The sequence below is a fragment of the Microbacterium sp. NPDC090225 genome, assembly GCF_044772365.1.
Classification (GTDB): Bacteria; Actinomycetota; Actinomycetes; order Actinomycetales; family Microbacteriaceae; genus Microbacterium.
The window spans coordinates 1894725-1907386 of record NZ_JBIVYS010000001.1 but is presented as its reverse complement, the minus strand read 5'-3'; the positions used below and the strand labels follow the sequence as shown (position 1 = coordinate 1907386).

The following is a 12662-nucleotide window of genomic DNA, read 5'->3' as shown; positions in this document are numbered from 1 at the left end:
CTCAGGGGCCCGGTGATGCGGGGGCGGGGCCCTTCGACAAGCTCAGGGACCCAGTAACTCAGGGGCCCGGTAGCGGAAGTGGGTCGCTGAGCCTGTCGAAGCGTCCCACCCCGGGGCACCCGTCAGACGACGAGGCGGTAACCCATCCCGGACTCGGTGAGCAGGTGCACCGGGGCACTGGGCTCCTGCTCGAGCTTCTTGCGCAGCTGCGACATGTACAGCCGCAGATATCCCGAGTCCGAGACCTGTTCGCTGCCCCAGATCTCCTTCAGGAGGTCCTGCCGGGTGACGAGGGCTCCCGGATGCCGCGACAGGTGCTCGAGCATGCGCCACTCCGTCGGGGTGAGGTGCACCCGTGATCCGCCTCGCGTGACGGTCTTGGTCGCGAGGTCGACGACAACGTCGCCGAAGGTGACCGTCGACTCGCCGCCGGCCGGAACCGCCCGCCGTGACAGCGCCCGCAGGCGGGCGAGCAGCTCGTCGACCTGGAACGGCTTGGTGACGAAGTCGTCGGCCCCGGCATCCAGCGCCTCGACCTTGTCGGCGGAACCCGTGCGCCCAGAGACGACGATGATGGGCACGTTCGTCCAACCGCGCAGAGCCTGGATCACCTCGATGCCGTCGAGCCGCGGCATCCCGAGGTCGAGCATGATGAGGTCGGGATGCGTCTGGGCGGCGGCGGCGACCGCGGCGGCGCCGTCGGCCGCGACGACCACTTCGTATCCGTGCGCGGCGAGCGTGATGCGCAGCGCCCGCACCATCTGCGGATCGTCGTCGGCGATGAGGAGCTTCACTCCGTGTCCTCCGTGTCGGCGCCGGCCAGCGGCAGTGAGATGACCATCGTGAGGCCGCCTCCGGGGGTGTCCTCGGGAGTCAGGCTACCGCCCATGCCCTCGGCGAAACCGCGTGACAGGGCGAGTCCGAGACCCAATCCGGTCGTGTTGTCGGTGTCGCCGAATCGCTGGAACGGCTGGAAGATGCTGTCGCGCCGCTCGACCGGCACGCCCTCGCCGCGGTCGATGATGCGGATCTCGGCGCGCTCGCCGAGGGCGCTCGTCGACACGAGCACACGGGTTCCCTCGGGCGAGTGGCGGTGGGCGTTCGCGAGCACGTTGACGATCACACGCTGCAGCAGCACCGGGTCGGCCCGCAGGGCGGGGAGGGCGGGATCGAGGGCGAGCTCGACATCGGCGGGGCCGAGTCCGAGTTCGTCGACGGCGGCGAGGACGGGGCCCGTGGCGTCGAGGCGCGTCGACGAGACCGCGAGCACGCCCGCTTCGACCCTGCTCACGTCGAGCAGATCGGTGACGAGGGTCGAGAGGGTCGCGAGACTCTCGTCGGCCGTGGCGAGCAGTTCGGCACGGTCATCGGGTGACAGGTCGTGGGCGCCCCGCAGTCCGCCGATCGCCGCGACCGCCGAGGCGAGCGGGCGGCGCAGATCGTGGCTGAGCGCCGAGAGCAGGGCGCTGCGCACCTGGTCGGTCTCGGCCAACGCGGCGGCCTCCTTCGCGGTAGCGCGAAGCCCGGTGTGCTCGATCGCGGCCGAGAGCTGCGCCACGATCGCGTCGAGCAGGCGCCGAGCCGGGGCGTCCAGCGCATCGCCGCTGAGTTCGAGCACGGCGTGCGAGGCGCCGACCTCGACCGTCGTGGTGCGCCCGTCGGCCAGCGGCTCGCCGTCGCTGGCCAGCACCTCGCCCTCGGCGGTGAGCAGCCGCACGCCGCTGAGCCCGAACGCCTCGCGGGTGCGGCTGACGAGCGCCAGCACGGCGTTGTCGCCGCGCAGCACGTTGCCGGCGACGGCCGCGAGCAGTTCGGCCTCGGCGGTCGCGCGCTTGGCGGTGCGGGCACGGCGGGCGGCCTGGTCGACGATGATGCTCACCAGGATCGCGATCACGACGTAGAGCGCGAGGGCGAGCACGTGCAGGGGGTGCGCAACGGTGATCGTGAACAGCGGCGCGACGAAGAGGAAGTCGAGGGTGATGCCCGACAGCACGGCTGCGAACACGGCGGGACGGATGCCGCCGATCAGGGCCACCACGACCACGAGCAGTTGATACGCGAGCACCTCGGAGGTGATCGACTCGGGACTGCGGAACGCGAACATGATCCACGACAGCGAGGGCCCGAAGGCGACGGCGACCGCGAAGCCGAGCAGCTGCCGCCGCCAGCCGAGCGCCCCACCGGTGATGCGGGGGAGGGCGATGCGTCCGCCCGCCGCCGCGTGCGTGACGATGTGCACGTCGATGTCGCCCGAGCGGCGGATGACTTCCGAACCGATTCCCGGTCCGGTCAGTGCCGCCATCAGTCGCCCGCGACGGCTCACACCGATCACGAGCTGCGTGGCGTCCGCTCCCTGCGCGAACTCGACGAGCGCACCGGGGATGTCGTCGCCGATGATCTGGTGGAAGCTGCCGCCGAGCGACTCGACCAGCGCGCGTTGCGCCGCGAGGGCGCCGGGGGTCGAGTCGCGCAGGCCGTCCTGCGTCGAGATGTGCACCGCGAGCAGTTCGCCGCCCGCCGAACGCGCGGCGATACGGGCGCCGCGGCGCAGCAGGGTCTCGCCCTCCGGCCCGCCGGTCAGCGCGACGACCACGCGCTCGCGCGCCTGCCACGTGCCCTCGATGCCCTGCTCGGCGCGATAGCTGCGCAGCGCGCTGTCGACCTCGTCGGCGAGCCACAGCAGCGCGAGTTCGCGCAGCGCGGTGAGGTTGCCCAGGCGGAAGTAGTTCGACAGCGCGGCGTCGATGCGCTCGGCCGGATAGACCAGTCCTGCCGAGAGCCGGTCGCGCAGGGTCTGCGGAGCCAGGTCGACGACCTCGATCTCGTCCGCGGCCCGCACCACGGCATCCGGGATCGTCTCCTGCTGCGCGATGCCGGTGATCTTCTCGACCACCGCGTTGAGCGACTCGATGTGCTGCACGTTCACGGTCGTGACGACGTCGATGCCGGCATCCCGGATCGCCTCGACGTCCTGCCAGCGCTTCGGATGCCGCGAACCCGGAACGTTCGTGTGGGCGAGTTCGTCGACCAGGGCGATTTCGGGGCGGCGGGCGATCACGGCGTCGACGTCGAGCTCGGTGAAGGCGACGCCCCGGTGCTCGGTGGTGCGCCGCGGCACCTCGGGCAGACCGATCGTCTGGGCGAGGGTCGCGGCGCGGCCGTGGGTCTCGACGACCGCGATCACGACATCGCGGCCGTCGTCGAGCAGGCGTCGCCCCTCGGCGAGCATCTCGAAGGTCTTGCCGACGCCGGGGGCCGCGCCGAGGAGAACGCGGAGCCGGCCCCGCCGCTCTCGTGTCATTCGCCCTCCCGCTCATCGAGCGCGAGATTGAGTTCGGCGACGTTGATGCGCTCTTCGCCGAGGAATCCCAGATCCCGCCCTTGAATCCTAGACTCCACGAGCCGGCGCACCGTGCCTTCGTCGAGGTCGCGCGCTGCCGCCACGCGCGGCACCTGCAGCAGGGCGTACGCGACGCTGATGTGCGGGTCGAGTCCCGAGCCGGATGCCGTCACCGCATCGGCCGGCACCGCGGCGGGGCTCACGCCCTCGCGCTCGGCGATGGTGGCTTTGCGCTCCTCGATCGCGGCGATCAGGTCGGCGTTCTCGGGGCCGAGATTGCTGCCGCTGGAGGCTGCGCCGTCGTAACCGTCGCCGGCGGCCGAGGGGCGGGACTGGAAGTACTCGGGGAGGGCTTCGCCGTCGGCCGTGCCTGTGCTGAGCTCCGTCGAAGCAAAGGACTGGCCGATCAGCGCGCTGCCCCTGTCGTCGGCGAGGGGCGAGCCGTTCGCCTGCCAGGGCAGGAGCAACTGGCCGATGCCGGTGACGACGAGCGTGTAGCCGACGCCGAGCACGAGGGTGAGGACGAGCATCGCGCGGACGGCGACGCCCGCGGTGCGGACGGTGGTGCGGGTGGACGACATGAGGGGGGGCCTTTCGGAAGTCTTGTGGTGGGGCCCTTCGACAAGCTCAGGGACCCAGTGAGTCGCTGAGCCTGTCGAAGCGTCCCGACGCGGGCTAGAAGCCGGGGAGGAGGCTGACGACGAGGTCGATCAGCTTGATGCCGATGAACGGGGCGATCACGCCGCCGAGTCCGTAGACGAGCAGGTTGCGCTGCAGGATCTGCGAGGCGCTCGCCGGGCGGTACTTCACCCCGCGCAGCGCCAGCGGGATGAGGAACACGATCACGATCGCGTTGAAGATGATCGCGCTGGTCACGGCGGATGCCGGCGAGTGCAGTTGCATGATGTTGAGCACCGCCAGCCCGGGGAAGACCCCCATGAACATCGCCGGGATGATGGCGAAGTATTTGGCGATGTCATTGGCCAGCGAGAACGTCGTGAGCGCTCCGCGCGTGATGAGCAGCTGCTTGCCGATGCGCACGATGTCGATGAGCTTGGTCGGGTCGGAGTCGAGGTCGACCATGTTGCCGGCTTCCTTCGCCGCCGACGTGCCGGTGTTCATCGCCACGCCGACGTCGGCCTGCGCGAGCGCCGGGGCGTCGTTCGTGCCGTCGCCGGTCATCGCGACGAGACGCCCGCCCTCCTGCTCGCGCCGGATGAGGGCGAGCTTGTCTTCGGGGGTCGCCTCGGCGAGGAAGTCGTCGACCCCGGCCTCGGCGGCGATCGCCTTCGCCGTGAGCGGGTTGTCGCCCGTGATCATGACGGTGCGGATGCCCATGCTGCGCAGCTCGTCGAACCGCTCGCGCAGGCCGTCCTTGACGATGTCCTTCAGGTGCACGACGCCGAGGATGCGGGCGCCCGCGGGGTGGGACGCTTCGACAGCCTCAGCGACCCGGCTCTCGGGATCGGATTCATGGGTCCCTGAGCCTGTCGAAGGGCCCTTCACCGCGACGACGAGGGGGGTTCCGCCGCTTTCGGCCACGGCATCCGTGCGACTCATCAGCTCGGCATCCGTCTGCGCGGACCCCTCGCCCACCCACGCCCGCACGGCCGACCCGGCGCCCTTGCGGATCTGCGTGCCGTCGGCCAGGTCGAGGCCGCTCATGCGTGTCTGCGCCGTGAACGGCACGACGACGGCATCCGTCGGTTCGTCGAGGCGGATGCCCCGGCTCGCCGCCAGATCGACGATCGAAGCCCCCTCGGGGGTGGGGTCGGCGAGAGACGCGAGGGCCGCGATGCGCAGCAGCTCCTCGGCGTCGACACCCGGCAGCGGTAGCACCTCGTGGGCGCGGCGGTTGCCGTAGGTGATCGTGCCGGTCTTGTCGAGGAGGAGCGTGGTGACGTCTCCGGCGGCTTCGACCGCGCGGCCCGACATCGCGAGCACGTTGCGCTGCACGAGGCGGTCCATCCCGGCGATGCCGATGGCCGAGAGCAGGGCGCCGATCGTCGTGGGGATGAGGCACACGAGCAGCGCGATGAGCACCGGGATGCTGACGGGCGACGCCGCGTACGAGGCGATCGGGTTGAGGGCGAGCACCACGATCACGAACACGATCGACAGGCTCGCGAGCAGGATGTTCAGGGCGATCTCGTTGGGCGTGCGCTGGCGGCTCGCGCCCTCGACGAGCGCGATCATGCGGTCGACGAACGTCTCGCCAGGCTTCGAGGTGATGCGCACGACGATGCGGTCGGACAGCACGCGGGTGCCGCCGGTGACGGCGCTGCGATCGCCGCCCGACTCGCGGATCACCGGGGCGCTCTCGCCCGTGATCGCCGACTCGTCGACGGTCGCGATGCCCGCCACGATGTCACCGTCGCCGGGGATGAGCTCGCCCGCCTCGACGATCACGCGGTCGTCGCGCTGCAGTTCGGCCGACGAGACCTCGACGGTCTCGGTGCGGGCGGCGAGAGCATCCGTCACGGCGTCGTATCCGACGACCCGCCGCGCCATCGTGCTCGTGCGGGTCTTGCGCAGGCTGGCGGCCTGCGCCTTGCCGCGGCCCTCGGCGACCGACTCGGCGACGTTCGCGAAGAGCACGGTGAGCCACAGCCACACCGCGATCCCGGCCGTGAACGGTGCGGGCACGGGGGTGCCGCCCGACTCACCGGGGCCGCCGAGGAACGGCTCGGCGATCGCGAGCACGGTCGTGAAAGCGGCGCCGACCCAGACGATCAGCATCACGGGGTTGCGCACGAGCGCCGCGGGATTGAGCTTGCGCAGTGCCCCGGGCAGGGCAGCGGCGAGCTGCGGCCAGCCGAACGTGCGGTTCTTCGGGGTCTCGGGCCCTTCGACAGGCTCAGGAACCGAGGGTGTCTCGGTGGATGGGGTGATGAGTGTCATGGTCAGACGAGTCCTTCGGCGAGCGGGCCCAGGGTGAGCACCGGGAAGTAGGTGAGCGCGGTGACGATGACCGTCACGGCGAGGAGCAGGCCGACGAACTGCGGCCGGTGGGTGGGGAGAGTGCCTGCGGTCTCGGGCACCTTCTCCTGCGCCGCGAACGAACCTGCCAGCGCGAGCACCAGCACGATCGGCAGGAAGCGCCCGAGCAGCATCGCCACGCCCAGCGCGGTGTTGAACCACGGGGTGTTGGCGGTGAGGCCGGCGAACGCCGAGCCGTTGTTGTTGGCCGCCGAGGTGAAGGCATAGAGCACCTCACTCATGCCGTGCACGCCGGGGTTCAGGATGCTGGTGGCCTCGACATCCGCCCGGATGCCGGGGATCGCGAAGCTCAGCGCCGTGCCGAGGAGGACGAGGGTCGGTGTGACGAGAATGTACAGGCTCGCGAGCTTGATCTCCTTCGGGCCGATGCGCTTGCCGAGGTACTCGGGCGTGCGGCCGACGAGCAGTCCGCCGACGAAGACGGCGATGATCGCGAGCACGAGCATCCCGTACAGACCCGATCCGACACCGCCGGGGGCGACCTCGCCGAGCATCATGTTGAGCATCGGCATCATGCCGCCGAGCGCCGTGTACGAGTCGTGCATCGAGTTGACCGCGCCGGTGGAGGTGAGGGTGCTCGCGCTGCCGAACAGCGTCGAACTCAGGATGCCGAACCGCACCTCCTTGCCCTCCATCGCGGCTCCTGCCAGCTCGGGAGCGGTGCCGCGGCCGGCGAGCTCGAGGGCCGAGAGCGCGAAGGTCGAGATCAGGAAGATCGTGCCCATGACGGCGGCGATCGCGTAGCCCTGGCGGTGGTCGCCGACCATGCGGCCGAACGCGCGGGGGAGGGCGAACGGGATCGCGAGGATCAGCAGGATCTGCAGCAGGTTGGTGAAGCCGGTGGGGTTCTCGAAGGGGTGAGCGGAGTTGGCGTTGAAGAAGCCTCCGCCGTTCGTGCCGAGCAGCTTGATGGCCTCCTGCGAGGCGACGGGTCCGCCGGGGATGGTCTGCGGATTGCCCGCGACTGTGGTGATGTCGGTGAAGCCGGCGAAGTTCTGCACCACGCCGCCCGCGAGCAGGGCGAGGGCCGCGAGGATCGAGATCGGCAGCAGCAGGCGTCCGAGCCCGCGGATGAGGTCGACCCAGAAGTTGCCGATCGTGGTCGAGCCGCGGCGGGCGATGCCGCGGATCAGCGCGACCGCGACCGCGAGGCCGACCGCCGCCGACACGAAGTTCTGCACCGTGAGGCCCGCGAGCTGCACGGTGTAGCCCATGGTCTGCTCGGGCGAGTACGACTGCCAGTTGGTGTTGGCGACGAACGAGGCCGCGGTGTTGAACGCGAGGCCCTCGGGCACGGCGGGCAGACCGAGCGACTCGGGCAGGAACGCCTGCAGCCGCTGCAGACCGTAGACGAGCAGCAGACCCACGACCGAGAACGCCAGCACACTGCGGGCGTAGGCCCGCCAGGTCTGCTCGGATGCCGGGTCGACGCCGATCACGCGATACACGCCGCGTTCGATGCGCGCGTCGCGCGGGCTCGTGAACACGTGGGCGATGTAGTCGCCGAGCGGGCGGTAGAGCAGCACGAGGGCGACGATGAGCACGGCGGCCTGCAGCACGCCGAACCAGATCTCGGCGCCCATCAGATGCGCTCCGCAGCGACCAGGGCGATCACGAGGTAGACGACGGCCGCGGCGGCGAGGGCCGCGGCGATGATCTCGAAGACGATCACAGCTTCTCCACCCCCTTCGCGGCGAACGAGACGAGGGCGAACAGCGCGAGAGTCAGCGCGAGGTAGAGGATGTCGAGCACGTCACCGATACAAGTCCTTCCGCGGCGTCGTTTCCCCGTTCCTCACGGTTCCCCTACGGGGCCCGCGCCGATGCATGCGCGTTGCTCACGGCATCCGCCCGTCGAGGGCTCGGGAGATCTATGCTCACGAGGTGGGAGACAGGATCCGGCGGCTTGGAGCCGGGACGTGGGTCGTCGGCGGGCTCGCCGTGGTGGCCGTCGTGTGCGTGCTCACCGGCATGCTGCCGGGGGCGGATGCCGGAGCCCTCGGCGAGCGCATCGCGCCCGTGCTCGGGTTCGTCGTCGCGATCACGATCGTCGCCGAGCTCGCCCGCGACGCCGCCGTTTTCGACGTGGTCTCGCAGCGCCTCGCGCGCTGGGGACGCGGTCGGGTGCTGCTGCTCTGGGCGCTGGTGGTGGCGCTCGCCGTGGTGAGCACCGTCTTCCTCTCGCTCGACACGACCGCCGTGATCGTCACGCCGGTAGTGATCGTGCTGGCGCAGAGCATCGGGGTGCCGCCGATCCCGTTCGCGCTGGCGACCGTGTGGCTCGCGAACACCGCATCGCTGGCGCTGCCGGTGTCGAACCTCACCAACCTGCTCGCCGCGTCGCAGGTCGGTGGCCCCGCGGCGTTCTTCGCGCTGAGCTGGGCGCCCACCCTGGTCGGCATCCTGATCCCCGTCGCGATCCTCACTCTCGTGCACCGGCGCACCCTGTTCTCCGCCTACGAGGTGCCACCGCCGCGGCGCTCGGCCGATCCCGTGCTCTTCTGGTCGGCCACCGGCATCCTGGTCGTCCTCATGCCGCTGCTCGCTCTCACGCACGACGTGTGGATCCCGGCATCCGTCGCCGCCCTCGCGCTGATCGCGCTGTTCGCCGTGCGCCGCCGCCCTGCCCTGCGGCTCGGTCTCGTGCCGTGGCAGGCGCTCGCGCTCGCCGCGGCCCTCTTCGTGATCGTCGAGACGCTGCACGCCCGCGGCATCCTGGATTTCCTGACGGCCCCGATCGCCGGTGACGGTCCGGGCGACCTGTTCCGACTCGCCGCCCTCGGCGCGGTCAGCGCCAACGCGATCAACAACCTGCCCGCGTATCTCGTGCTCGAGCCCGCGGCCGGCGGCCCCGTCGCTCTCATGGCGTTGCTCATCGGCGTGAACCTCGGCCCGCTGATCACGCCGTGGGCGTCGCTCGCGACCCTGCTCTGGCATCACCGGATCACGGCGCTCGGCGTCGAGATCCGCTGGGGCCGGTTCATGCTCTGGGGCGCGATCGCCGCGATCCCGACCGTCGCGGTCGCGGTGCTGGCGCTGATGCTGGTGGCGTGAGTCGCGCCGCGACGGGCGGAGAACTCCCTGTGGGGCGGATGTTCTCGTCCGATTCGTCCGCCCCACGGTGAGAACTCCGCCCCACGCCGAGGGCTCCGCCTCCGAAGAGGCGCGCTCTACTCCTGCGGCGGCCCCTCGGGTCGGTGCGCGCGACGGCCCGAGACGACGACCGGGCGGCCGGCGCGCTCCTGACCGGGCAGGGGGCGCGAGCGGCGGCCGTAGATGAGCTCCGACGAGTCGAGCAGCCACGGCACGAGTGTGATCGAGACGCCGTGCACGAGCATGAGCTGATTCGCGAGGCGGCGGGCGCGGCGGTTGTGCAGGAACGACTCCCACCAGTGCCCGACGATGTACTGCGGCAGGTAGACGGTCACCACCGACGAGCCGTGCTTCTCGCGGTACTGCGTGATGAACTGCGTGACCGGTTGCGCGAACGACCGGTACGGCGACTCGACGATCACCAGCGGGATCGGCACGAGGTGGTCCTTCCAGTCCTTCTGGACGGCGGCTGCGGCATCCGCCGAGACGGCCACGTGCACGGCCAGGGTCTTGTCGTGCTTCGCGGCGATCGCGTAGTCGATCGCCTTCATGACCGGCTTCTGCAGGTGGTTGACGAGCACGATGGCGACGTCGCCGGATGCCCCGAACCGCGTCGTGTCATCGATCGCGATCTCGTGGTCGACGTCGCGGTAGTACCGCTTCACGCCGAGCATCAGGAAAGCCAGGATCGGAATCGCGAAGAACACCAGATACGCGCCGTGCGTGAACTTGGTGATCGTGACGATCAGGAGCACCAGCACGGTGAGCGTCGCGCCTGCCGAGTTGATCACGAGGCCCACGCGGGCGGATCGACGATCGGATGCCGCGGCCCCGTCGTGAGACGCCGCACCGTGCCCGCGCAGCACGCGCCGCCAGTGCCGCACCATGCCGATCTGGCCGAGCGAGAACGACACGAACACACCGATGATGTAGAGCTGGATCAGCGTCGTCAGCTTCGCCTGGAACACCACCAACACGATCATCGCGGCGATGCCCAGCAGGATCATGCCGTTCGAGAACACCAGGCGGTCGCCGCGGGTGTTGAGCGACTTCGGGGCGTAGCCGTCGCGGGCGAGCACCGCGCCCAGCAGCGGGAACCCGTTGAACGCGGTGTTGGCCGCGAGCAGCAGCACGCAGGCGGTCGCGGCCTGCACGACGAAGAACAGGATGCTTCCGCCGCCGAACGTGGCGGACGCGATCTGCGCCATGAGGCTGGGCTGCGGGTTCGTGCAGTCGAAGCCGATCAGGTCGCAGGGGTTCTCGGCGTAGTGCACGCCGGTGATGAGCGCGAGGGCGGTGAGGCCGGAGAAGAGGCAGATCGCGATCGTGCCCATCAGCACCAGGGTCGACTGGGCGTTGCGCACCTTCGGCGCGCGGAACGCTGGCACCCCGTTCGACACGGCTTCGACGCCGGTGAGGGCGGAGCATCCGCTCGAGAAGGCGCGCAGGATCAGCAGGATCACCGCCGCCTGGCTGAGGTTCTCGGCCTGCACCGAGAAGTCGGCGCTGGAGGCGACCGGCGCATCGCCGAGGAACGTGCGCACGAGGCCGGTCACGATCATCAACCCGACCGAGCCGATGAAGACGTAGGTGGGGATCGCGAAGACGAGCGATGCCTCGCGCACCCCGCGCAGGTTCACGATGATGATGAGGATCACGAACCCGACCGCCAGTTCGACGCGGAACGGGTCGAGGCCGGGCAGTGCCGAGATGATGTTGTCGACGCCGGAGGCGACCGACACCGCCACCGTCAGCACGTAGTCGACGAGCAGAGCCGCCGCGACGATCACGCCGGGGATCTCGCCCAGGTTCTTCGAGGCGACCTCGTAGTCGCCGCCGCCCGAGGGGTAGGCCTTGATGAGCTGGCGGTAGCTGAGCACGACCACGATCAGCAGCACCACGACCGCCACCGCCACGAGGGGGGTGAAGGAGAGGAACGTGAGCCCGCCGATCAGCAGGATCATCACGAGTTCCTGCGGGGCGTAGGCGACCGAGCTGAGGGCATCCGACGCGAAGATCGGCAGGGCCATCCTCTTGGGCAGCAACTGATCGTCGACCTGGGCGCTCGTCAGGGGTTCGCCGATGAGGATGCGCTTGACCGCCGGCGCATCGCCGCCCTCTCTGAATTCTTCCGACACGTCCGGCGACACTACTCCTCGCGGACGGCGTCCTGACGGCATCCTCACGGAATCCCTACGGCCCGCCGGGGCGCCCTCACGAATTCCTTACGGGGATTCGCCCCGCCGCGGCATCCAATTCGGAGGAGATCTCGCGCAACGGAGGAGCAATGGGGGCGGATGCTCCTGCGGAGGGCGAGATCTCCTCCCGCGCGGGTGTGCCCGTGGGGAGGTGCCTCCGGGCGTGCCGGCGGGCGGAGTTCTCCGTATCGGGCGGATGCTTCGAGCAGGGTTCTCCGCCCATCGGGGAGTTCTCCGCCCGACGCGGTGCACCCGACCCGCGGATGCACAGCCGTTTCCGATCACGGGTGGATAACGTCGACATCATGACCACCCTCCCCGTCGATGAGATCTCGATCCAGGAGACCAAGGCCCTGCGGGACCAGTTCCAGCGGTTCCTGCGCGAGTACGAGTTCGGCATGCGCGAGGTCGAGACGAAGATCTCGATCCTGCGCGACGAGTTCACCCACGACCACGCGTACAACCCGATCGAGCACGTGAAGAGCCGGCTGAAGTCTCCCGACAGCATCGTCGAGAAGCTCGCGCGCAAGGGCATCGATGAGCCCGACTTCGAGCTCATTCGCTCCGAGATCACCGACATCGCGGGTGTGCGCGTCACATGCAGTTTCGTCGCCGACGTCTACCAGCTGTTCGACCTGCTCACCGCGCAGGACGACATCACGGTGCGGGTCGTGAAGGACTACATCGCCACGCCCAAGCCCAACGGCTACAAGAGCCTGCACGCGATCATCGAGGTGCCGGTGTTTCTGTCGACCGGGGCGCTGTCGGTGCCGGTCGAGGTGCAGTTCCGCACGATCGCGATGGACTTCTGGGCCAGCCTCGAGCACAAGATCTACTACAAGTTCTCGAACCAGGTGCCCTCGCACCTCGTCGACAGCCTGAGCGATGCGGCCGAGGCCGCCGCCGAACTCGACACCCGCATGGAGCGGCTGCACCGCGAGGCGCACGGGGTGCCGAAGCGCCAGCTCGCGCCGCCGCCGCCCCCGCACATCGTGCAGGTCTGATCCACACGCCCCATCCGATCCCGGGGCG

General features: G+C 70.0%; 9 protein-coding genes. 2 read left to right on the top strand and 7 right to left on the bottom strand.

Annotation, left to right across the window (positions count from 1 at the left end):
* Positions 1–122: 122 nt before the first annotated feature.
* The 6 genes from ACIQTT_RS09020 to ACIQTT_RS08995 all read right to left on the bottom strand — a co-directional run bounded on the left by ACIQTT_RS09020 (position 123) and on the right by ACIQTT_RS08995 (position 8012).
* A complete protein-coding gene (locus tag ACIQTT_RS09020) occupies positions 123–794 on the bottom strand; it encodes a response regulator (RefSeq protein WP_308194251.1) in 672 nt (223 codons plus the stop codon).
* A complete protein-coding gene (locus ACIQTT_RS09015; RefSeq protein WP_402788700.1) occupies positions 791–3301 on the bottom strand; it encodes an ATP-binding protein in 2511 nt (836 codons plus the stop codon). The genes ACIQTT_RS09020 and ACIQTT_RS09015 overlap by 4 nt, the downstream gene beginning before the upstream one ends.
* Positions 3298–3921 carry a potassium-transporting ATPase subunit KdpC gene (gene kdpC / locus ACIQTT_RS09010; protein ID WP_402788698.1) on the bottom strand — a complete coding sequence of 208 codons (624 nt, stop codon included), beginning with the start codon at positions 3919–3921 and terminating at the stop codon, positions 3298–3300. The genes ACIQTT_RS09015 and kdpC overlap by 4 nt, the downstream gene beginning before the upstream one ends.
* Positions 3922–4015: 94 nt before the next feature.
* On the bottom strand, positions 4016–6241 hold the full coding sequence (gene kdpB / locus ACIQTT_RS09005; protein WP_402788696.1) for a potassium-transporting ATPase subunit KdpB: 2226 nt from the start codon (positions 6239–6241) through the stop codon (positions 4016–4018).
* Between the two features lie 2 nt (positions 6242–6243).
* Entirely contained in the window at positions 6244–7923 is a 1680-nt protein-coding gene (gene kdpA, locus ACIQTT_RS09000; RefSeq protein ID WP_402788694.1) for a potassium-transporting ATPase subunit KdpA, read from the bottom strand.
* Positions 7923–8012: a potassium-transporting ATPase subunit F gene (locus ACIQTT_RS08995; protein ID WP_247623718.1), complete on the bottom strand. Its 90-nt coding sequence runs from the start codon at positions 8010–8012 to the stop codon at positions 7923–7925. The genes kdpA and ACIQTT_RS08995 overlap by 1 nt, the downstream gene beginning before the upstream one ends.
* Before the next feature lie 211 nt (positions 8013–8223).
* Here ACIQTT_RS08995 and ACIQTT_RS08990 point away from each other — a divergent pair, with 211 nt between their 5' ends.
* Positions 8224–9393, top strand: a complete 1170-nt coding sequence (locus ACIQTT_RS08990) for an SLC13 family permease (protein ID WP_402788692.1) — start codon at positions 8224–8226, stop codon at positions 9391–9393.
* A 116-nt stretch (positions 9394–9509) separates the two neighbouring features.
* On the opposite strand, the gene ACIQTT_RS08985 is transcribed toward ACIQTT_RS08990, so the two are convergent.
* Complete coding sequence (locus ACIQTT_RS08985; protein WP_402788690.1) at positions 9510–11612, bottom strand: APC family permease; 2103 nt, start codon at positions 11610–11612, stop codon at positions 9510–9512.
* Between the two features lie 323 nt (positions 11613–11935).
* Here ACIQTT_RS08985 and ACIQTT_RS08980 point away from each other — a divergent pair, with 323 nt between their 5' ends.
* Positions 11936–12634: a GTP pyrophosphokinase family protein gene (locus ACIQTT_RS08980; RefSeq protein ID WP_402788688.1), complete on the top strand. Its 699-nt coding sequence runs from the start codon at positions 11936–11938 to the stop codon at positions 12632–12634.
* Positions 12635–12662 lie beyond the last annotated feature (28 nt).

Coding starts and splice junctions, on each gene's coding strand:
- ACIQTT_RS09015 (WP_402788700.1), bottom strand. CDS start 3,301: ATGACACGAGAGCGGCGGGGCCGGCTCCGCGTTCTCCTCGGCGCGGCC.
- kdpC (WP_402788698.1), bottom strand. CDS start 3,921: ATGTCGTCCACCCGCACCACCGTCCGCACCGCGGGCGTCGCCGTCCGC.
- kdpB (WP_402788696.1), bottom strand. CDS start 6,241: ATGACACTCATCACCCCATCCACCGAGACACCCTCGGTTCCTGAGCCT.
- kdpA (WP_402788694.1), bottom strand. CDS start 7,923: ATGGGCGCCGAGATCTGGTTCGGCGTGCTGCAGGCCGCCGTGCTCATC.
- ACIQTT_RS08985 (WP_402788690.1), bottom strand. CDS start 11,612: ATGCCGTCAGGACGCCGTCCGCGAGGAGTAGTGTCGCCGGACGTGTCG.
- ACIQTT_RS08980 (WP_402788688.1), top strand. CDS start 11,936: ATGACCACCCTCCCCGTCGATGAGATCTCGATCCAGGAGACCAAGGCC.